Origin of the sequence: Paenibacillus sp. FSL E2-0178 (assembly GCF_038593005.1) — a bacterium.
GTDB classification, from domain to species: domain Bacteria; phylum Bacillota; class Bacilli; order Paenibacillales; family Paenibacillaceae; genus Paenibacillus_AQ; species Paenibacillus_AQ phytohabitans.
Map to the genome: position 1 here is coordinate 5,504,147 of NZ_CP151953.1, position 20,091 is coordinate 5,524,237.

At 50.6% G+C, this 20,091-nt stretch carries 18 protein-coding genes, 14 tRNA genes and 4 rRNA genes; 34 read left to right on the forward strand and 2 right to left on the reverse strand.

Annotated features, from left to right (window positions below; genetic code table 11):
* Nucleotides 1–52: 52 nt before the first annotated feature.
* From MHI42_RS24010 to MHI42_RS24105, 20 genes are all read left to right on the forward strand, one after another.
* The gene (locus tag MHI42_RS24010; RefSeq protein ID WP_342420853.1) at nucleotides 53–664 is read left to right on the forward strand and encodes a stage II sporulation protein M; all 612 of its coding nucleotides are present in this window, start codon (nucleotides 53–55) and stop codon (nucleotides 662–664) included.
* 242 nt (nucleotides 665–906) lie between these two features.
* Nucleotides 907–1,137 carry a hypothetical protein gene (locus tag MHI42_RS24015; RefSeq protein ID WP_025336637.1) on the forward strand — a complete coding sequence of 77 codons (231 nt, stop codon included), beginning with the start codon at nucleotides 907–909 and terminating at the stop codon, nucleotides 1,135–1,137.
* 347 nt (nucleotides 1,138–1,484) lie between these two features.
* Nucleotides 1,485–3,042, forward strand: a 16S ribosomal RNA gene (locus tag MHI42_RS24020).
* A 125-nt stretch (nucleotides 3,043–3,167) separates the two neighbouring features.
* A 5S ribosomal RNA gene (gene rrf, locus MHI42_RS24025) occupies nucleotides 3,168–3,284 on the forward strand.
* A gap of 44 nt (nucleotides 3,285–3,328) precedes the next feature.
* Nucleotides 3,329–3,405, forward strand: a tRNA-Ile gene (locus MHI42_RS24030).
* A gap of 29 nt (nucleotides 3,406–3,434) precedes the next feature.
* A tRNA-Ala gene (locus MHI42_RS24035) sits at nucleotides 3,435–3,510 on the forward strand.
* Between the two features lie 154 nt (nucleotides 3,511–3,664).
* Nucleotides 3,665–6,594 (forward strand): 23S ribosomal RNA (locus MHI42_RS24040).
* A gap of 78 nt (nucleotides 6,595–6,672) precedes the next feature.
* A 5S ribosomal RNA gene (gene rrf, locus MHI42_RS24045) occupies nucleotides 6,673–6,789 on the forward strand.
* The 16S, 23S and 5S rRNA genes sit together here with 14 tRNA genes alongside, the layout of an rRNA operon.
* A gap of 9 nt (nucleotides 6,790–6,798) precedes the next feature.
* A tRNA-Asn gene (locus tag MHI42_RS24050) sits at nucleotides 6,799–6,874 on the forward strand.
* A gap of 1 nt (nucleotide 6,875) precedes the next feature.
* Nucleotides 6,876–6,951: transfer RNA gene (locus tag MHI42_RS24055), tRNA-Thr, on the forward strand.
* A 12-nt stretch (nucleotides 6,952–6,963) separates the two neighbouring features.
* Nucleotides 6,964–7,038: transfer RNA gene (locus MHI42_RS24060), tRNA-Glu, on the forward strand.
* Between the two features lie 135 nt (nucleotides 7,039–7,173).
* A tRNA-Val gene (locus MHI42_RS24065) sits at nucleotides 7,174–7,249 on the forward strand.
* 53 nt (nucleotides 7,250–7,302) lie between these two features.
* A tRNA-Gln gene (locus MHI42_RS24070) sits at nucleotides 7,303–7,376 on the forward strand.
* Between the two features lie 5 nt (nucleotides 7,377–7,381).
* Nucleotides 7,382–7,454: transfer RNA gene (locus MHI42_RS24075), tRNA-Lys, on the forward strand.
* A gap of 16 nt (nucleotides 7,455–7,470) precedes the next feature.
* Nucleotides 7,471–7,554 (forward strand) — tRNA-Leu (locus MHI42_RS24080).
* Between the two features lie 7 nt (nucleotides 7,555–7,561).
* Nucleotides 7,562–7,636 (forward strand) — tRNA-Gly (locus MHI42_RS24085).
* 8 nt (nucleotides 7,637–7,644) lie between these two features.
* Nucleotides 7,645–7,721 (forward strand) — tRNA-Arg (locus tag MHI42_RS24090).
* 12 nt (nucleotides 7,722–7,733) lie between these two features.
* Nucleotides 7,734–7,807: transfer RNA gene (locus MHI42_RS24095), tRNA-Pro, on the forward strand.
* A gap of 12 nt (nucleotides 7,808–7,819) precedes the next feature.
* Nucleotides 7,820–7,893, forward strand: a tRNA-Gly gene (locus MHI42_RS24100).
* Nucleotides 7,894–7,911: 18 nt separating this feature from the next.
* Nucleotides 7,912–7,985 (forward strand) — tRNA-Pro (locus MHI42_RS24105).
* A gap of 79 nt (nucleotides 7,986–8,064) precedes the next feature.
* On the opposite strand, the gene MHI42_RS24110 is transcribed toward MHI42_RS24105, so the two are convergent.
* Together MHI42_RS24110 and MHI42_RS24115 are read right to left on the reverse strand one after the other, a co-directional pair.
* Nucleotides 8,065–8,478: an ImmA/IrrE family metallo-endopeptidase gene (locus MHI42_RS24110; RefSeq protein WP_342424796.1), complete on the reverse strand. Its 414-nt coding sequence runs from the start codon at nucleotides 8,476–8,478 to the stop codon at nucleotides 8,065–8,067.
* Between the two features lie 42 nt (nucleotides 8,479–8,520).
* Nucleotides 8,521–8,973, reverse strand: coding sequence for a helix-turn-helix domain-containing protein (locus MHI42_RS24115; RefSeq protein ID WP_342420854.1), 453 nt, complete (start codon nucleotides 8,971–8,973; stop codon nucleotides 8,521–8,523).
* A 294-nt stretch (nucleotides 8,974–9,267) separates the two neighbouring features.
* Here MHI42_RS24115 and MHI42_RS24120 point away from each other — a divergent pair, with 294 nt between their 5' ends.
* From MHI42_RS24120 to MHI42_RS24185, 14 genes are all read left to right on the forward strand, one after another.
* Nucleotides 9,268–9,750, forward strand: a complete 483-nt coding sequence (locus MHI42_RS24120; RefSeq protein WP_342424797.1) for an ArpU family phage packaging/lysis transcriptional regulator — start codon at nucleotides 9,268–9,270, stop codon at nucleotides 9,748–9,750.
* Nucleotides 9,751–10,178: 428 nt separating this feature from the next.
* Entirely contained in the window at nucleotides 10,179–10,601 is a 423-nt protein-coding gene (locus tag MHI42_RS24125) for a DUF6838 family protein (protein ID WP_342420855.1), read from the forward strand.
* A complete protein-coding gene (locus MHI42_RS24130) occupies nucleotides 10,598–10,804 on the forward strand; it encodes a hypothetical protein (RefSeq protein WP_342420856.1) in 207 nt (68 codons plus the stop codon). Before MHI42_RS24125 ends, MHI42_RS24130 begins: the two co-directional genes overlap by 4 nt.
* Complete coding sequence (locus MHI42_RS24135) at nucleotides 10,804–12,126, forward strand: phage tail sheath family protein (RefSeq protein ID WP_342420857.1); 1,323 nt, start codon at nucleotides 10,804–10,806, stop codon at nucleotides 12,124–12,126. The genes MHI42_RS24130 and MHI42_RS24135 overlap by 1 nt, the downstream gene beginning before the upstream one ends.
* A 1-nt stretch (nucleotide 12,127) precedes the next feature.
* Nucleotides 12,128–12,598 carry a phage tail tube protein gene (locus tag MHI42_RS24140; protein WP_039294168.1) on the forward strand — a complete coding sequence of 157 codons (471 nt, stop codon included), beginning with the start codon at nucleotides 12,128–12,130 and terminating at the stop codon, nucleotides 12,596–12,598.
* A gap of 107 nt (nucleotides 12,599–12,705) precedes the next feature.
* Nucleotides 12,706–13,128 (forward strand): phage portal protein, encoded by a 423-nt coding sequence (locus tag MHI42_RS24145; RefSeq protein ID WP_039294170.1) that lies wholly within the window; start codon nucleotides 12,706–12,708, stop codon nucleotides 13,126–13,128.
* A 192-nt stretch (nucleotides 13,129–13,320) separates the two neighbouring features.
* The gene (locus MHI42_RS24150; protein WP_340985185.1) at nucleotides 13,321–15,153 is read left to right on the forward strand and encodes a hypothetical protein; all 1,833 of its coding nucleotides are present in this window, start codon (nucleotides 13,321–13,323) and stop codon (nucleotides 15,151–15,153) included.
* Nucleotide 15,154: 1 nt separating this feature from the next.
* The gene (locus MHI42_RS24155) at nucleotides 15,155–15,901 is read left to right on the forward strand and encodes a LysM peptidoglycan-binding domain-containing protein (protein WP_171717523.1); all 747 of its coding nucleotides are present in this window, start codon (nucleotides 15,155–15,157) and stop codon (nucleotides 15,899–15,901) included.
* Nucleotides 15,902–15,913: 12 nt separating this feature from the next.
* Nucleotides 15,914–16,876 (forward strand): hypothetical protein, encoded by a 963-nt coding sequence (locus tag MHI42_RS24160; protein WP_342420858.1) that lies wholly within the window; start codon nucleotides 15,914–15,916, stop codon nucleotides 16,874–16,876.
* A gap of 5 nt (nucleotides 16,877–16,881) precedes the next feature.
* On the forward strand, nucleotides 16,882–17,175 hold the full coding sequence (locus MHI42_RS24165; protein ID WP_340985186.1) for a DUF2577 domain-containing protein: 294 nt from the start codon (nucleotides 16,882–16,884) through the stop codon (nucleotides 17,173–17,175).
* On the forward strand, nucleotides 17,172–17,600 hold the full coding sequence (locus MHI42_RS24170) for a DUF2634 domain-containing protein (RefSeq protein ID WP_052422123.1): 429 nt from the start codon (nucleotides 17,172–17,174) through the stop codon (nucleotides 17,598–17,600). Before MHI42_RS24165 ends, MHI42_RS24170 begins: the two co-directional genes overlap by 4 nt.
* The gene (locus MHI42_RS24175; RefSeq protein WP_342420859.1) at nucleotides 17,593–18,651 is read left to right on the forward strand and encodes a baseplate J/gp47 family protein; all 1,059 of its coding nucleotides are present in this window, start codon (nucleotides 17,593–17,595) and stop codon (nucleotides 18,649–18,651) included. Before MHI42_RS24170 ends, MHI42_RS24175 begins: the two co-directional genes overlap by 8 nt.
* A gap of 2 nt (nucleotides 18,652–18,653) precedes the next feature.
* On the forward strand, nucleotides 18,654–19,067 hold the full coding sequence (locus tag MHI42_RS24180; RefSeq protein ID WP_042140110.1) for a hypothetical protein: 414 nt from the start codon (nucleotides 18,654–18,656) through the stop codon (nucleotides 19,065–19,067).
* Nucleotide 19,068: 1 nt separating this feature from the next.
* Nucleotides 19,069–20,091 carry a DUF2793 domain-containing protein gene (locus MHI42_RS24185; protein WP_342420860.1) on the forward strand — a complete coding sequence of 341 codons (1,023 nt, stop codon included), beginning with the start codon at nucleotides 19,069–19,071 and terminating at the stop codon, nucleotides 20,089–20,091.

Consider the following 20,091-nt stretch of genomic DNA (forward strand, 5'->3'; position numbering starts at 1 on the left):
ATAAAACCGCAGCAAATGCTTTTAAAGAGCGATATCATTTCGGGAGGTACACATGTTATCTTTTAATACGTTTATCAAAGATCTGGGAACGATCCGCAAAGCGCTGCTGACAGCAGCCTTGTTATTCATAGCCGGCGGAGTAATTGGCTGGATCGGTATGGGAAGTCTGCAGCAGCTGCTGAATGAGCAATTGAAAGGAATCAGCGAAATCAGCGGGAACCTTAGAGAGTCCTCTAATCCGCAATGGAGCTTTTTTGTATTTATCTTTCTGAACAACAGCATCAAAAGCGTAGTCATTATATTTCTAGGGGCACTGTTTGGAATATTGCCGGTGTTCTTCCTGCTGATTAACGGTGCGGTCATTGGTTATCTGATTCATCTGTCCGCAATACAGGGACAGGACCTGTTCACCCTGATTGTAAAAGGATTGCTTCCGCACGGGATTATCGAGATTCCGGCAATCATAATTGCCTGTGCCTTTGGTCTGCAGTTCGGAGGCAAAGTGTTGGCTGCCCTGTTTAGGGCGGGAAAGAGGAATGAGAGGGAAGCGGACCATTGGCGGGCGTTCATGCGGCAGACTTTTACCGCTTCGGTATGGATTGTTATTCTGCTGTTCGTTGCCGCAATCATTGAGAGTACAATTACATTTTCACTTTTATCATAAAATTTATGGGAATTGAGCATAACATTAAAAGCCAAATAAATTGGTCCCATAGTCGGAATTTGGATATAACGAGACCATGATGGAATTTTTTATAATTATGGTTATAGATCCAATGCTCCGGTTAATCTAATGTAAGCAGTACAATAGGAGCTTCCCACATCGAATGGTCTATTTTCTACAGTAGAGGACATGGCATTTGATGGTTGTTGATAGCTATGAATTTCATGAAGGAGGCCAAGCATATGCTCGGGATGTTGTTCAATGAGAAGGAATGCAAGGAGCTGGACTATGTTTTGCGCAAAGAGCTGGATGAAATGCTTCTGGATTTGAGCGATCAGCGTTTAGATCAGAATATCAGACACGCTATTGCCAATCGATATAAAACTGTATTCCGTATGTATGCACGTTTTGCCCCACAGAAGGAGTTGTCCAAGTACGCGTGGGGAGGCCGTTCCTCACAGTTCAAACATTGAATTCTAAAGGCTATAAGACCGGAACAAATAAAATTAACCTAATAGCTTGACTAAAAGGGAGCCGGCATGATACATTATATCTCGCGCTCCTTTTGAATGTTTAAAAGGGTGCTGCAGGCAGGAAATAATGAAAAATAACTTTTTCAAAAAAAAGCTTGCCAAACAACGAAATACTATGATATATTATAAAGGTCGCCGCTGAGATGCGGTGAAGAGCTAAAATGAGACATTGATCTTTGAAAACTGAACAACGAGTGAGTATCGGAAATCACGAAAGTGACTTCCAAAATAGAGAATGTAAATTCTCGTCAGATGTTTCAAAATGAGCAATCGCTCTTTCTAAAACCAATTTGGAGAGTTTGATCCTGGCTCAGGACGAACGCTGGCGGCATGCCTAATACATGCAAGTCGAGCGGAGTAAGAATGGAAGCTTGCTTCCATTCTTACTTAGCGGCGGACGGGTGAGTAACACGTAGGCAACCTGCCCTCAAGACTGGGATAACTACCGGAAACGGTAGCTAATACCGGATAATTTCTTTCCTCTCCTGAAGAGAGAATGAAAGGCGGAGCAATCTGCCACTTGGGGATGGGCCTGCGGCGCATTAGCTAGTTGGTGGGGTAACGGCTCACCAAGGCGACGATGCGTAGCCGACCTGAGAGGGTGAACGGCCACACTGGGACTGAGACACGGCCCAGACTCCTACGGGAGGCAGCAGTAGGGAATCTTCCGCAATGGGCGAAAGCCTGACGGAGCAATGCCGCGTGAGTGATGAAGGTTTTCGGATCGTAAAGCTCTGTTGCCAGGGAAGAACGTCCGGTAGAGTAACTGCTACCGGAGTGACGGTACCTGAGAAGAAAGCCCCGGCTAACTACGTGCCAGCAGCCGCGGTAATACGTAGGGGGCAAGCGTTGTCCGGAATTATTGGGCGTAAAGCGCGCGCAGGCGGTCATTTAAGTCTGGTGTTTAAACCTTGGGCTCAACCTGGGGTCGCACTGGAAACTGGGTGACTTGAGTACAGAAGAGGAAAGTGGAATTCCACGTGTAGCGGTGAAATGCGTAGATATGTGGAGGAACACCAGTGGCGAAGGCGACTTTCTGGGCTGTAACTGACGCTGAGGCGCGAAAGCGTGGGGAGCAAACAGGATTAGATACCCTGGTAGTCCACGCCGTAAACGATGAGTGCTAGGTGTTAGGGGTTTCGATACCCTTGGTGCCGAAGTTAACACAGTAAGCACTCCGCCTGGGGAGTACGGTCGCAAGACTGAAACTCAAAGGAATTGACGGGGACCCGCACAAGCAGTGGAGTATGTGGTTTAATTCGAAGCAACGCGAAGAACCTTACCAGGTCTTGACATCCCGATGAAAGCATTAGAGATAGTGCCCCTCTTCGGAGCATCGGAGACAGGTGGTGCATGGTTGTCGTCAGCTCGTGTCGTGAGATGTTGGGTTAAGTCCCGCAACGAGCGCAACCCTTGACTTTAGTTGCCAGCAGGTTAAGCTGGGCACTCTAGAGTGACTGCCGGTGACAAACCGGAGGAAGGTGGGGATGACGTCAAATCATCATGCCCCTTATGACCTGGGCTACACACGTACTACAATGGCCGGTACAACGGGAAGCGAAACCGCGAGGTGGAGCCAATCCCAGCAAAGCCGGTCTCAGTTCGGATTGCAGGCTGCAACTCGCCTGCATGAAGTCGGAATTGCTAGTAATCGCGGATCAGCATGCCGCGGTGAATACGTTCCCGGGTCTTGTACACACCGCCCGTCACACCACGAGAGTTTACAACACCCGAAGTCGGTGGGGTAACCCGCAAGGGAGCCAGCCGCCGAAGGTGGGGTAGATGATTGGGGTGAAGTCGTAACAAGGTAGCCGTATCGGAAGGTGCGGCTGGATCACCTCCTTTCTATGGAGAATCGTTTCCTGCAACGGAAACATTCAAATCGGAAGCTAAAGCTTCCACAATAGAACCTTCGGGTTCGGACACTCACTCGTGTTCAGTTTTGAAAGAGCAAGTCTCTTTCGTATGCGTTTGGTGGCGATAGCGGAGGGGTTCCACACGTACCCATCCCGAACACGACCGTTAAGCCCTCCAGCGCCGATGGTACTTGGACCGAAGGGTCCTGGGAGAGTAGGACGCCGCCGAGCGAACAATCAATTTATTGGTTGATTCACAATGTTATCTGTTATATGGGCTTTTAGCTCAGTTGGTTAGAGCGCACCTCTGATAAGGGTGAGGTCGGTGGTTCGAGTCCACCAAGGCCCACCATATAACATTTTAGAATTGAATACCTATATGGGGCCATAGCTCAGCTGGGAGAGCGCCTGCCTTGCAAGCAGGAGGTCAGCGGTTCGATCCCGCTTGGCTCCACCAATACTTCTTTACAAGATTATATGCAAGAACTTGATCCTTGAAAACTGGATACCGAAACGAATTTGCGTTTTAGAACATCTTTTAGCTGAAACTTGTGTAAGCAAGTTGAAATAGTTATTAGTTGATACAGCGATTTCCCTAACGGAAAACGCATGGTTAAGCTAATAAGAGCACACGGAGGATGCCTAGGCGCCAGGAGCCGACGAAGGACGTGGCGAACAACGAAACTGCCTCGGGGAGCTGTAAGCAAGCTTTGATCCGGGGGTGTCCGAATGGGGAAACCCAGCTGTGGTAATTCGCAGTTACTCATTTCTGAATACATAGGAAATGTAGAGGCAGACCAGGGGAACTGAAACATCTAAGTACCCTGAGGAAGAGAAAACAATAGTGATTCCGTCAGTAGCGGCGAGCGAACGCGGAACAGCCTAAACCAAGGGGCTTGCCCCTTGGGGTTGTGGGACGTCTCACATGGAGTTACAAAGGAATATGGTAGGCGAAGAGGTCTGGAAAGGCCCGCGATAGAGGTAAAAGCCCTGTAGCCTAAACTGTGTTCTCTCCGAGACGGATCCCGAGTAGTGCGGGGCACGTGAAACCCCGTATGAATCCAGCAGGACCATCTGCTAAGGCTAAATACTACCTGGCGACCGATAGTGAAACAGTACCGTGAGGGAAAGGTGAAAAGCACCCCGGAAGGGGAGTGAAATAGAACCTGAAACCGTGTGCTTACAAAAAGTCAGAGCCCTATTAATGGGTGATGGCGTGCCTTTTGTAGAATGAACCGGCGAGTTACGTTTAACATGCAAGGTTAAGGTGAGAAGCCGGAGCCGCAGCGAAAGCGAGTCTGAATAGGGCGACTTAAGTATGTGGACGTAGACCCGAAACCGTGTGATCTACCCCTGTCCAGGGTGAAGGTGCGGTAACACGCACTGGAGGCCCGAACCCACGCATGTTGAAAAATGCGGGGATGAGGTGGGGGTAGCGGAGAAATTCCAATCGAACTCGGAGATAGCTGGTTCTCCCCGAAATAGCTTTAGGGCTAGCCTCGGTGAATGGAGTGGTGGAGGTAGAGCACTGATTGGGTGCGGGGCCCGCAAGGGTTACCAAGCTCAGTCAAACTCCGAATGCCATTAACTTCTTGCCGGGAGTCAGACAGTGAGTGCTAAGATCCATTGTCAAAAGGGAAACAGCCCAGACCATCAGCTAAGGTCCCCAAGTGTGTGTTAAGTGGGAAAGGATGTGGAGTTGCACAGACAACCAGGATGTTGGCTTAGAAGCAGCCACCATTGAAAGAGTGCGTAATAGCTCACTGGTCGAGTGACTCTGCGCCGAAAATGTAACGGGGCTAAACACACCACCGAAGCTATGGCTAGATGCTTTGCATCTGGGGTAGGGGAGCGTTGTATGTAGGTTGAAGGTGTACCGTAAGGAGCGCTGGACAGCATACAAGTGAGAATGCCGGTATGAGTAACGAAAAGATCAGTGAGAATCTGATCCGCCGAAAGCCCAAGGTTTCCTGAGGAAGGCTCGTCCGCTCAGGGTAAGTCGGGACCTAAGGCGAGGCCGAAAGGCGTAGTCGAAGGACAACAGTTTGAAATTACTGTACCACCGTAATCCGCTATGAGCGATGGGGTGACGCAGGAGGGTAGTGACACGGACTGATGGATGTGTCCGTCTAAGCAGTGAGGCTGATGTGTAGGCAAATCCGCACATCATTAAGGCTGGGCTGTGATGGGGAGCGAAAATTGTAGTAGCGAAGGTCATGATCTCACACTGCCAAGAAAAGCCTCTAGCCAGGAGAAGGTGCCCGTACCGCAAACCGACACAGGTAGGCGAGAAGAGAATTCTAAGGCGCGCGGAAGAACTCTCGTTAAGGAACTCGGCAAAATGACCTCGTAACTTCGGGAGAAGAGGTGCCTCGGTAGGGTGAATAGCCCGAGGGGGCCGCAGTGAAAAGGCCCAAGCGACTGTTTAGCAAAAACACAGGTCTGTGCGAAGCCGCAAGGCGAAGTATACGGGCTGACGCCTGCCCGGTGCTGGAAGGTTAAGGGGAGTGGTTAGGAGCAATCCGAAGCTGTGAACCGAAGCCCCAGTAAACGGCGGCCGTAACTATAACGGTCCTAAGGTAGCGAAATTCCTTGTCAGGTAAATTCTGACCCGCACGAATGGCGTAACGACTTGGGCGCTGTCTCAACGAGAGATCCGGTGAAATTTTAATACCTGTGAAGATGCAGGTTACCCGCGACAAGACGGAAAGACCCCATGGAGCTTTACTGCAGCTTGATATTGAATTTGGGTACGATCTGTACAGGATAGGTGGGAGCCGTTGAGGCAGGAGCGCAAGCTTCTGCGGAGGCGCCGTTGGGATACCACCCTGATCGTATCTAGGTTCTAACCTAGTGCCCTTACCGGGTACGGGGACCGTGTCAGGCGGGCAGTTTGACTGGGGCGGTCGCCTCCTAAAGAGTAACGGAGGCGTTCAAAGGTTCCCTCAGAATGGTTGGAAATCATTCGAAGAGTGCAAAGGCATAAGGGAGCTTGACTGCGAGACCAACAAGTCGAGCAGGGACGAAAGTCGGACTTAGTGATCCGGTGGTACCGCATGGAAGGGCCATCGCTCAACGGATAAAAGCTACCCTGGGGATAACAGGCTTATCTCCCCCAAGAGTCCACATCGACGGGGAGGTTTGGCACCTCGATGTCGGCTCATCGCATCCTGGGGCTGAAGTAGGTCCCAAGGGTTGGGCTGTTCGCCCATTAAAGCGGTACGCGAGCTGGGTTCAGAACGTCGTGAGACAGTTCGGTCCCTATCTGTCGTGGGCGCAGGAAATTTGAGAGGAGCTGTCCTTAGTACGAGAGGACCGGGATGGACGTACCGCTGGTGCATCAGTTGTTCCGCCAGGAGCATGGCTGAGTAGCTACGTACGGACGGGATAAGCGCTGAAAGCATCTAAGCGTGAAGCCCCCCTCAAGATGAGATTTCCCAATTAGTAAGACCCCTTGAAGACGACGAGGTAGATAGGTTGGAGGTGGAAGTGCAGCAATGCATGGAGCTGACCAATACTAATCGGTCGAGGGCTTATCCAAATTTCGAAGAATGCAGATTCGTTTCGGATTCAGTTTTCAGGAATCAAATTCCTGAAGCATTTACGCTGTAAATGCCCGTTTGGTGGCGATAGCGGAGGGGTTCCACGCGTACCCATCCCGAACACGACCGTTAAGCCCTCCAGCGCCGATGGTACTTGGACCGAAGGGTCCTGGGAGAGTAGGACGCCGCCAAGCGGACAATATTCCCTGATAGCTCAGTTGGTAGAGCACTCGACTGTTAATCGAGTTGTCACAGGTTCGAGTCCTGTTCGGGGAGCCATGCTCTCATAGCTCAGCAGGTAGAGTGCTTCCATGGTAAGGAAGAGGTCACCGGTTCGAATCCGGTTGAGAGCTCCACAGATTTACTAAGGCCCGTTGGTCAAGGGGTTAAGACACCTCCCTTTCACGGAGGTAACATGGGTTCGAATCCCATACGGGTCACCAATTTTTATGGGATGAGAATTCCCAGGATTCGTTGAAGCATAGGCTTCGTAGGAATACATCGCAATCTCGTAACGGAGTGAAGAGTATCCCATACGGGTCACCAATTTTTATGCCCCTTTGGGTCACCATACATATGGAGGCTTAGCTCAGCTGGGAGAGCATCTGCCTTACAAGCAGAGGGTCGGGGGTTCGAACCCCTCAGCCTCCACCATAATTTTCTTGATATTTGTGGGAGATTGTGGGCATTATATAGGTATCTATTGTAGGGGATTCGCCAAGCGGTAAGGCAACGGACTCTGACTCCGTCATCATAGGTTCGAATCCTATATCCCCTGCCAATTGCGAGCCATTAGCTCAGTTGGTAGAGCACCTGACTTTTAATCAGGGTGTCGAAGGTTCGAGTCCTTCATGGCTCACTTTTATTAGTTTTATGCGCGTGTGGCGGAATGGCAGACGCACCAGACTTAGGATCTGGCGTCGTAAGACGTGGGGGTTCAAGTCCCTTCACGCGCACCACTTGTTTGCGGACGTGGCTCAGCGGTAGAGCATCGCCTTGCCAAGGCGAGGGTCGCGGGTTCGATTCCCGTCGTCCGCTCCATAATTTTTGCGCCCTTAGCTCAGCTGGATAGAGCGTTTGACTACGAATCAAAAGGTCGGGAGTTCGAATCTCTCAGGGCGCGCCATATTTACTTTTACGGGATGTAGCTCAGCTTGGTAGAGCACCTGGTTTGGGACCAGGGGGTCGCATGTTCAAATCGTGTCATCCCGATATTTCACCTTTGCGGGTGTAGTTCAATGGTAGAACTTCAGCCTTCCAAGCTGATAGCGTGGGTTCGATTCCCATCACCCGCTCCATATTAAATTTCATAGTTTCGGGATGTAGCTCAGCTTGGTAGAGCACCTGGTTTGGGACCAGGGGGTCGCATGTTCAAATCGTGTCATCCCGATAACACAGCTAATAGCTGGCAATGAACTCTTACTTCGGTAAGAGTTTTTTGTTGCGTTATTAAAGGAACGTATGTTCCTTTAATCGTCTAAAAAAAAGACAACCTCTGCCGGGATGCCGATCCTTGCATAATAGCTCTGTAAAGATTCATCCTGCTCGATAGAAGTTCCAGCGGATAGCAGCTTCACTGCGAATATATTAGCCTGACGCTCCAGCTTCCCCGGTGAGAAAAAAGAGTTTTCCTCTAGAAAAAAACGGTTAACCCCTTTATGCAGACGGTCATGGGCCAATTCATGCGCACATACAAACCGCTGCCATTCCAGAGGTAGCTCATTATGAATGACGATAAACCTTCTTCTTAACTTACGGTAATACAAGCCCTTGGTGCCTTCGCCCAGATTCATGAACCTGATGTGAATGCCGAGGGCCGCAGCCAGCTCGAAGGGGCTGTTGGTTTTATATTTTTTGACCAGACGCTTGATTAGCTCATCCATATTCTTCACCCGCAGCATGTTAATAGTTGTATGATAGCCTGGCTATTCCTTCGTACTTGAATCGTGCTTGGGCTTGGTTCTTTTGTTCATCTGCTTGGCCTCCCAGAATAGACCTGTCAATACATCCTTGATCCGCTGCTTATCTTCCTTGTTCAGTGGGATCCCGTCAAACATCAGCTCACCGTCATCCTCAAGCATTTGGCGGAAATCACGCTTATCCTTACTCGTAGCCCATGCAGGCACTGACCCTCCAGTACCTCCAGTACTACTCTGTGATTCGGTTAAATGACCGGCATGGCCCATAAGCTCCTCATAAGAGACATCGGTCGCTTCAGCAATCTTACGCAGTGTAGCCGGCTTAGGGACACCCCGTAGTCCATTCTCTATCCGCGATATTTGTGCTCCGCTGATTCCGGCAAGGGATGCCAACTGATTGATTGTCAGTCCCTTTCCTTCCCGAAGCCGTTTCAGATAGTTCCCGAATTCCTCTGCCATTGTTAACCACTCCTTATCACCTAATAAGCTGTTGCTATTAATATAAGCTATTTATGCCAATAGGTAAACAATAAAGCGGCTATTATTGCCAAAAGGTAAGATAATTAATGAATATAGCATGTTTCTGCTCTAAAACGGGCTTAAATGGGATTTTACGGAATTGGTAGATAAGTGGTATATTATTGAAAAAGGCGAACAATATACGAACAAGTAGAATTCTACCACATTTCGCTGCAAAGGTCCGCAATAAAGTTCTCAAATCTGTTCAACATCAAAGGAGTGGTTCACATGATGATTCTAGCTTCGCTGCCCGAGCTTGACCGCCGTCTTACTCAGGTCACTATAGAGAATATGCTGGAGAAATACCGTATTTTTAAGACCGTAACTTTCGAGGCTAAAGAGGCTGGAATTACGTACTCCTATACGGAAAGATTTCATGGCGCGACTAATTCGGTTACGGATCAGACGGCGGCTATAGCAACTCATAACGTGGATGTGCCTGCGGCAAGAAGAGCATACTGTGCACTGATAGATTCTGTAGTAGAAAGGCTTACACTTAGGGAACAGCAGCTTGTGAGGGAGCGTTACTTGCGCAGAGAGGAGAGCTATGACTACACGATCTATAATCATGTGTTCGATCCCCCGGTGAGCAAGGACACTTATGTGAAAATAAGGTCGAAGGCGTTCTATAAAATGGCACTCGCGCTCGCAGATATGCAGTTGTTATCATTAGCTGCGCTTGAGAAAACATCTTCTGGGGCCCGGAAGGAGAAATAGCAGACTGTCTGCTGAAGCTGAATCTTCTCGCGGAAATAGCCTGGAGATTCAGTTGTTTTAGATAATAAGTAGTGCACGAAGCCGTGTTGCCCAATGGGTGATGCGGCTTTTTTTGCGGCACCACTGGTACCTCCTTTTTTCATCCCAAGGGTCTCCGGAAGTTAGTCCTTTCTCCTCTATAATAGCGTCTGCGCAGAGATTCAAAGGGTCTATATTTATAACATGGCAAATGAAGCAGAAGGACACCGCTGGAGCATGAATGCTCTACAAGATACAGTCCCTTGGGGGCTGAGGAACAAGCGTGGTGAAAGTTCCTTCAGCAGAGGCCTAATACAAGGCGGATATTACTCTTGTCAGGATAGTATCCGTTTGTAATTTCAAGGAAGGGGGGAGGGATTATCACAACTTATCTTGAGAGGAATGAAATCATGACTGTACAACAATTACGGGAGAGCATCACGGAGGCGCTGGCACAGTTTTATCCGGCTATTCCTGTCTATGTGGAAGGGGACAAGCCGCAGTCAGCCTACTTCAGACCGGGGCTAATCTCAGCAACCTACGACCGGCAGCGTGAAGGCAGATACATGGCGGTGTACCGTTTCGGTATCCGCTACGAGCAGGGAAGTCTGCTGGATGCAGAGAGCATGGCGGACGGCTTGTGTGAAGCGCTGGCGGCCAGGGAAAGCGGGAATTCTTCTTTTCGTGTGATTCGCCAGTCATGGGAGGCAGGAGCAGAGGGACATGGGCCGCTGTTCACAGTGGACTATATGCTCTATCTCCAGAAGCAGAAGCAGCCGCAGGGCGAGGCAGATCTGATGGGTCACTTCACAGAAGGAGCACGGCTGAAATGAGTTCAAAGGAAATGAATGCAATTGAGCTGAAGCGGGGCGGAGAAGACCGGAATGCTTTTGGTAAAAAGCAGATTATGGGTTCTGTCGTATTTTCGCCGAAGGAAAAAGATGTACTGGAAGTAGTTCTGCAAGAGAGCGGGAGCTACACCCTGGAAGAGGCTAAGCAATTAATGATGCTTTATCTAAATAAGGAGGTTATCTAATGGCTGGAGGAACATGGACAACACAAAACAAGGTGCGTCCGGGAGTATACGTAAATGTGGCTTCGAACGGAAGCGTGTCAGGTAAAATGGGGGAACGCGGTACGGCGGCCCTGGCGCTTACGCTGCCTTGGGGACAAGCTGGAGTCATTCTTAAGCTTACTGCCCAGGATGATTTCAAGCAGAAGCTGGGTTTTGATCTGACAGATGCGCAGCTGCTGCCGGTAAGAGAGGTACTGAAACGGGCAGGTACGCTGCTGCTCTTCCGTTTGAATCAGGGAGTGAAGGCTACAGTCACCAATAACGGGGTGCAGGCTACAGCGCTGTATGGTGGAGAACGCGGTAATGCGCTCAAGATTGTTATCGAAAAAAATATCGACGACAACGCTCAGTTCGATGTGCGGACTTTGCTTGAGAATACAGAGGTGGACAAGCAGACAGTAGCTACGGCTGCCGGGCTGACTGCGAACGACTATGTAGAATTTAAGCCGAATGGACCAGGTACGCTGACGTTAACGGCTGGGATGCCGCTTGTAAGCGGTGCGAATGGTACGGTAACGAATGCAGAACATAGCGACTTCCTGGCGGCGCTGGAGGTTCAGGACTTCCAGACTGTGGGGCTGGTATCCGAGGATAACACACTCAAGGCGCTATATAGCGCTTATGTGAAGCGTCTGCGCAATACGGAAGGCAAGAAGGTCCAGGCAGTATTGTCCGATTACGCTACGGCTGACCATGAGGGCATTATCAGTGTGGCAAACGGTGTGGTGCTGAGTGATGGAACTGTGGTGGATAAAGCGCATGCCGTGGCTTGGGTAGCCGGTGCTACTGCCGCCGCTGCGGTGAACGAATCCCTGACTTATCAGGCCTACGATGACGCCGTTGACGCGGATGTGCGCTTCAGCCATTCCGAGACCGTAGCCGCGCTTACAGACGGTGAACTGCTCTTTACGTATAATGGCGGCCGGGCTGTGGTGGAGCAGGATATCAACACGTTCACTTCCTTTTCACCAGACAAGGGCAAGGCATTCTCCAAAAACCGTGTGCTGCGTGTGCTGGATGGAATCGCCGGTGATTTGAAACGGATTTTTGAGAATTACTTCATTGGCAAATTGCCAAATAACGAAGACGGGCGTGCGCTCTTCTGGTCGCAGTGCGTCACCTATATGAATGATCTGCAGAACCTGGAGGCGATTGAGAACTTCAACGCACAGAGTGATATTGTAGTTACCCCTGGATCGGACAGTGACAGTGTGGTGCTGGATGTGGCTGTGAAGCCGGTGGATTCCGTAGAAAAAGTATATATGAAAGTGAAGGTGGTTTAAGATGACATTCTTGAAAGCCAGCGATACGCTATCCGGCCAGGAGGGCCGGGCTTATGCCACAATTAACGGACAGACGGAAGAAATGTTCTATGTAAAAACGCTGGAAGCCACGGTGGAGAAGCAGAAGGCGGAAGTGAAAACGCTTGGTCGCCGCGGGGTGCAGCATAAGGCAACCGGATGGTCGGGCAGCGGTACGATGACGATTTTCTATATGACGAGCCGTTTCCGCCAAATGATGCTGGAATACATGAAGACGGGGATTGACCAGTATTTCAGTATTATTGTAACGAATGAAGACCCGTCCTCTACAGTTGGCGCGCAGCGCATCATGCTGAAGGATGTTAATCTGGACAGTGTCATTATGGCCTCGCTGGATACGGAATCGGATGCGCTTGAGGAAGAGGTCAGCTTTACTTTTGAGGATGTGGAATTGGTTCAGCCCTTCAGTGCCCCGGCAAATTCCGGCCAATAAGATTAAGCAGGCATATCCATAGACAACAGCTGGAAAGACCCGGGCGTATTATATGGCGGCGGGTCTCTTCTTTTGTTGATACACAATAAGAATCTGGGAGGAACAACATGAGTGAATTAAGTTTATTTTTTGCGCAAAATGCGGCATGTGATACAACAGAGGAGTTTGTGGTCTCGCAACGTTTCAAGGATAAGGAAGGTAAAGCTGCCGTCTGGAAGCTGCGCAGCATGAATGAAGATGAGAACCAGGAATGCCGCAAAGCCGCAACCCGCAAGGTCAAAGGAAAGAACGGTACCTACACCACCGAGATTGATCCGAATGAGTATATGGCCAAGCTGATGACGGCAAGCGTAGTGCATCCGGATCTGAAGAACACCGAGCTGCAGCGCTCTTATGGGGTGATGGGGGCCGAATCACTGCTGCGCAAAATGCTGCTGCCCGGTGAGTTCGCGGCGCTTGGTGAGCGGGTACAGGCTCTGAACGGCTTCGCTACAGATATGAACGAGCTGGTAGATGACGTAAAAAACTAATCAACGAGGGCGATGGTGAGGCTAATCTGGCCTACTACGCCCTCCACGAGCTGCATATTTTGCCGCATGAGCTGATGAAGCTCTCCGTCCGCGAACGTGCGGCGATCTATGCCATGATTGCTGTGCGCGTGGACAAGGAGAAGCGGGAGCGCGCCCGGAGTAAGGGGAAGAAGAGATGAAGGGGGTGAATGAATGGAAATTACGAGTACAGCATTGGTTCCCGTAACAGCATTAACCGTCTGGCAAAATGTGAACTCACAGTGGGACCGGCTGAACCAGAATTTTAACCGGGCCAGCCACTCGCTGGGTGATCTGCAGCAGATACTGGAGCGGGTGTATGAAGAGAAAAACAAGTCTTTCATGGAAGGGTTCATGCAGTCTCAGGAAGCGGCCAGACGGCTCGCGGATGAAGGTGACTCTTCCAGGTCCCGCCGCTCTGCGGGCAGTTCTAACGATGACGATCCGGATAATAACGATGTCCGGAATGCCAAAAGCGGATTCATGGGTGAAGTTCAAAAAATAATGAAGGCACTGGACGTAGGCGGATTCGAATTAATCACTTACGTTGGGGATAAAGCCATAGGTTATATGCAGAACAAGAAGAAGGAAGCTGCAGCGGAAAAGGAACAAAAGGCAGCAGAAAAGGCACGGAAAGCAGCGGAGCCGGGATTCCTCTCCAAAACGAAGGACTCCTTGGGTTCACTGGACCTTGGCGGTGTGTTCGATAAGGTTAAGTCACTGGGTACGAAAGCGATAGCTGCGAACGCAACGGAAGAAGATAAGGGGAAATGGAACAAGCTGCAGGGCAACATGGATAGCGCAGTTGAAATGATGGGTCAAAAAGCCATCGTTGCGTTGCGTCCGATTCTGGATACCTTGAATAATGCATTTCAATCTGAAGGAATGTCTACTGCACTAAATCTGATCGCGAATGCATTCTTGGTAATAGCTACTGTGATTGGAGAAGTTGTAAATGGCATCTTGTATATGTTTACAGCGTTCCAGGAGAACTGGGATGTTGTAGGGCCGATCCTTGCGGCCATTGCCATTGTCTTCATAGCTGCAATGATTGTGCAGTTATATAATCTTGCTGCCGCGTGGCTTGTAGGCATGTGGCCGATCCTTTTAATTGTTGCGGCTGTAGCGCTGCTTATCTACATTCTTCAACAAGCAGGTGTGTCCGTAAACGAGGTAGTGGCTTTTATCGGGGGAGCTTTTGGCTGGCTGCGGGCAACGATAGAAAATTTTGTTATCGGTCTGTATAATAACTTCGTTTCATTTGCAGACTTCTTCCGTAACTTGTTCATTGATCCGACATATGCTGTGCAAAAGCTATTTTATGACCTGGCCACGAACTTCCTGGGCTTCATTTACCAAATGGCGTTAGGTGTTGAAAGCTTTGCAGGCGGGTTCGTAAAGGCTATAGCAGAAGGCATCAATTTTGTGCTTAAGGGAATTCAAGTTATGGCGGGGTGGTTAAGCAAATTTCCCGGTTTTGAATTTCTGGCCGATTTCAAACCTAACTTTCTTGAAGCAGAGAATCCGCATGTCTTCAGTGATATGGTTAAGAATGCTCAAGGTACCCTGGTAGAGCCTACATCAACTAAGGATGTGTACAATACCAAAAAGAAAGAATTTGTGGATACCGCCAAAACAGTAAAGGAGTATGGGGACAAGGCATCAGATCTCCCCGCAAAATTCAATACCAAGCTGGATCGGGTCAAGCCAAAAGATGATAAATCCCAGAATCCTGCTCAAGCCGCTGCAGCGAACATCAACAGCGTCAACAAAGTGGGCGAAGTAGGTTCCATTAATGAAAAGGTGGATATCTCAAGTGATGACCTGGACATGCTGCGGGAGCTGGCGGAGATTCAGTCGATTCAGAATTTTGTCGAGCTGACACCAACTGTGCAGGTAACAACTGGGAATATTAATAACTCCGGCGATATTGACTCCATCATCACGAAGATCGGGCAAAAGCTGAAAGAGGAATTTGTCTCTACGGCCCAGGGGGTGTACACGTAACATGGAGGAGTATGGGTTCTATCTTAGCTTCAACAACTATGAAGAGGTGATCCGGCTTCCGGTTAACCCTGAGACCCTCGAGATCAAAGAGAATGGCGACAGCAAGAGCTATACGGTCATTGATTTTGGTGAGATCAATGCTATTGCTTATCCGAAGCTGACAGAGATCACCATTGAGAGTATTTTTCCGGCACAGTATTATCCGTTTGTGGTGTATTCGGGAGAGAATGCCGGCAAGCTGCTGAAGCCCTATGAATATGTAGAGCTGATCCGGAAATGGATGCTGAGCCGCAGGCCGGTCCGGTTTGTTTTCTCGGGGCTGAAGGCTGTGAATGTGCAGGATACGCAGACTCCAGATTGGCTGAAGCAGGCGAATACGCAGGCGCAGCAGACTTTTACCGGGGACATTGGCATCAATATGGCGGTCAGCATTGAAAGCTTCTCCTGGAAGCTGAGTGCGGGTTCTTCCGGGGACATCGAGTATACTATCGGTCTCAAAAAGTATGTATTCTATCAGGCGTTAGCCATGAAGATTGACAACAAGGGTGAAGTGAAGACGCAGCAGAAACGGGCAAGCGAGAAGACAGCACCCGCCACTTATACGATCAAAGCCGGGGATACCCTCTGGTCCATTGCTCAAAAGCACCTGGGTGACGGCAGCAAAAGCAAAACTCTGCAAAAGCTTAACAGTATCCCGGACAGTGAACTGAAGAAGCTTAAAATCGGCAGAGTGATTAAGCTGTCGTAGGAGGCCATGGCGATGGAATTAATAGTAATCAATAAAGAAGGCGCGATCTGGGATGTTTCCGGGATTGCCACTGATATCTCATGGAAAACCACGCGTACCGGAAAGCCTGCTACACTCGAGCTTACGCTGGCGGACAGCGGGATTTACCAGCATGCGAAGTTCGGCATCAGTAACGGGGATATTGTGCAGTTCAGGAAAGACGGGATTGATGTGTTCTACGGGTTCGTCTTCAGCATCGATACGGGAGCGAATCAGGAAATTAAGCTGACAGCGTATGACCAGATCCGTTATCTGCTGGGCAACGGCAGCTATGTGCTGCAGGATATTACTGCAAGTGAGCTGATTCGCAAAGTCGCTACAGACTATGGCCTTCGGCTCGGAGTGCTGGACCCGGCGAAGTACGCGATCCCTTCCCTGATCGAGGATAATAAAAAATTGCTTGATATTATTATGGGAGCCATCGGCAGCGAGCTGCAGTATATGGGTCAGCTGATGGCTTTTTATGATGATTTCGGAAAGCTGACCCTGCGTGCGCCTCAGGCAATGCTGCTGAATGTGATCCTTGGTGCCGGTCATTATCTGTATGATTATTCGCTTAAAAGAAGCATTGACGATGATACGTACAATACGATCCTGCTCTATCAAGACAATGAGGAAACCGGCAAACGTGAGTTTTTCCCGGCAACGGATAAGGAAAATGTGGAACGCTGGGGAATTCTTCATCTGTACCAGAAGGCGGATGACAAGGCGAATGCTGCGCAAATCCAGGAGAAGGCAGGCAATCTGCTGAAGCTGCATAACCGCGAGAAGCTTAGCCTCTCTGTACAGGCGATTGGTGATATTCGGGTCCGGGCTGGAAATTTCATCTATGTACTGCTTGATGAGTTTGAGACGCAGCTGTTTCTGGTCGACCAATGCAGCCATAAGATTTCAGGAGGGGAGCATACGATGTCCCTAGACATTAAGGTGGTGTAGAAGACATGCTCGATATTATTAAACAAGCAAGCCTCGGGGCCGTATCGAATACGAATCCTGTGGCTTTTTCTTATGGAACGGTAGTCGGGGCACAGCCGTTGCAGATCCAGGTGGAGCAGCGGTTCATTCTGACGGGACCGGCGCTGGTTGTGCCAGAGTCCGTGATGGAGAGCAAGGCAGTGCTTGAGGGCAGAGAAATCTTGCTCCGCCGGGGCCTGGAAGCGGGTGACCGCGTGCTGCTCGTCCGGATGCAGGGCGGACAGAGCTATATCGTCCTGGATCGGCTGGTGGACCTATGATCCCGGCAATCGGCAGATCGGGTCCGGTTACGGCAGCTCTTGAGGGGAGTGCAACAGCTTCAGGCATTAGCCCCAGCCTAACGTACCGGATGGACTTTGAGCACAAGCGGATAGCCGGACGTATGGATGGACTTGAGGCAGTGAAACAGGCAGCGGTTAAGGTGCTGCAGACCGCCCGCTTCGAGCATTTGATCTATAGTCCAAACTACGGAACGGAATGGAGTCTCGTACTGGGACAAGACAGGCTGCTGGCCCGGCCGGAGCTGCGCAGAATCGTAAGTGAGGCGCTGCTTCAGGATGAGCGGATTCAGCAGCTTGAGGATGTGGAAATTCTTTTTAACGGTGATACGGTAAGCTTCAGCTGCACAGCTGTCACGGTTTACGGCAATTTTGAACTGAGAAAGGAGGAGATTGCCGGTGTATGAAGATCAGACCTATGAGGCCCTGCTTGAACGTATGCTGGACCGGGTTCCGGAAGGGATGGACAAGCGCGAGGGAAGCATTATTTATGATGCGCTCGCTCCGGCGGCGGCCGAAATGGCCCAGATGTATATTGAGCTTGAGGTCAGCAATAATCTGTATTTCCCTGATACAGCGGGTGGTGAGTATCTGGAACGCAGCATTGCCTGGACGGGAATCACCCGTCACCCCGCAGGAAAAGCGCAGCTGAGCGGAAAGTTCTATACCAGCGGAGGGGAGCTGCTGGATGTTCCTCTGGGCAGCCGGTTTTCGCTGGGCTTGCTCCACTTTAGCGCAGCGGAGAAGCTGTCGCCCGGAACGTACCGTCTCGAAAGTGAGACCGCTGGTGCAGAGGGGAATCAGTACTCGGGTGCGCTGCTGCCAATCGATTATATCTCGGGGCTGGCACGTGGGGAGATTACGGCACTGCTCGTTCCCGGTACGGATGCGGAGTCAGATGAGGCGCTGCGCCAGCGGTACTTCGATTCGGCTAGACGGCCTTCGACGAGCGGCAATAAATATCATTATATGGAATGGGCACAGGACATCCAGGGCGTAGGGGGAGCGCGGGTCTTTCCGCTGTGGGCCGGGCCGAAGACGGTAAAGGTGGTCATTGTGAATGCGGAGCACAAGCCTGCTTCCGCGCTGCTGGTCTCTCAAGTGCAGCAGTATATCGATCCTGCTCCGGGTCTTGGCGAAGGACAAGCTCCGGTTGGAGCCGTAGTGACGGTGGAAACGGCCACAGGCAAAACCATTAACGTCACAGCCAGGGTTACGCTGGCAGCGGGTTATGCGCTGCAGCCGGTTATTAATGCTTTTACAGCGATTCTGGAGAAATACCGCAAAGAGAAAGCTTTTGCCGCCACCTATATCAGTCAATCCGTAGTTGGATCGCTGCTGCTGGATACCGAGGGTGTTATGGATTATAGCGGTCTGAAGCTGAACGGCGGGACGGGAAATGTGACTCTAACCGAAACTGAAGTGCCGCTATTCGGCAATGTCGTACTGGAGGTGTAGCGATGGGATATCCGGAGCAGATTGATGTCTTTCAGGACAAGCTGAACAAAAAAGCAAACGGCAGCAGCTATGTCGTCGAGGAGAAGCTTCTTCTTGCAGGCGGTGTGTACAGCGGGCTTCTTGCCCACGATAACATTAATAATCAGACCCTATCCGTCTATACAGGTTCACGCTATAGCGGGACTGAGGTACGGAATTACTCAGTGTCTTTTCCTGACGAGGCGCCTTGGCGGCGGATGATTAAGATCTATGCCGATGTGCCGGAAGTGTATGTGACTTACGAAACGCCGGGAGATACGGTGGAAGCGGATGATGTGAATCAGCTGCAGACAGGGCTGACAGCCACGCAGAGTGAGCTGGAGCGTTATAAAAAGGCCGGGCTGATTGACGGCGGATCTTTCAAAAGAGAGGTGTAAAATGGCACAAACTATTCAAGTGAAACGCGGTACGCGGGCGGAGCTGTCCACTTACGGGGCACTGAAGGCCGGCGAAATGGGCTTTTGTACAGACACGAAGGAGATTTATATTGGAGACGGTACCTCCAATTCCATGGTCGGGCGGGCGTTGTCCGGTCCTGAAGCTTCGCGTCCTGCGGCAGCGTCAGTGGGCCGGCTGTATTATGTGAGCAGCGGAAGTAACAGCGGTTATTTGTACTTCGATGACGGGGCGGCCTGGCGCCGGGTGAATGCGCAGAAATTAACAGATCTGACCGGCACCGTGGATGATATCGCAGATGGCACTACCTATGCCAAAGTACTCAAGGCGGACATCACCGCAGGCCATCCGAATAAGGTGTCGGACGGCACCAATACGAAGACCGCAGCAGAGATCAAAACCCATATCGACGATGCCACTAAGCACCGGTTGATCAATGATACGGGTACGGCAATTACAGATCTCTGGTCTGCGCAAAAAATCAAAAATGAGATTGAGCTGGCCAAGCATAATATTGAGCCTCAGGCCTCGGTTAAGGATCAGAATCTGACCGCTCCGCCGGCCAGTCCGGTTGAAGGTGAACGGTATATCATCCCGGCTGGAGCTACCGGTGTATGGGCAGGGAAAACCAATCAGGTCGCCGAGTATCAGTCTGCGGTCTGGGTGTATTATGTTCCTGCGGTCGGCTGGACGGCTTATGTGGATGATGAACAGAAAATATACAGCTGGAACGGGACCGCCTGGGTGCGGACGGGTGGAGCACTGCAGACCATTACAGCGGGTAACGGGCTCACCGGCGGCGGACAGGCCGATGCGGTAACGCTGAATGTCGGAGCAGGCAACGGCATTACGGTAAGTGCAGATGCGATTGCCGTAACCGCCGGCAAAGGCATTACTGTAGATGCGGCAGGGGTTGCGGCCAATGTGGATGGCAGCAGTATTGTGTATGATGCGGGCAACGGCAACCGGCTGACGGTGGGCAGTATAGATGGCGGAACATTCTAG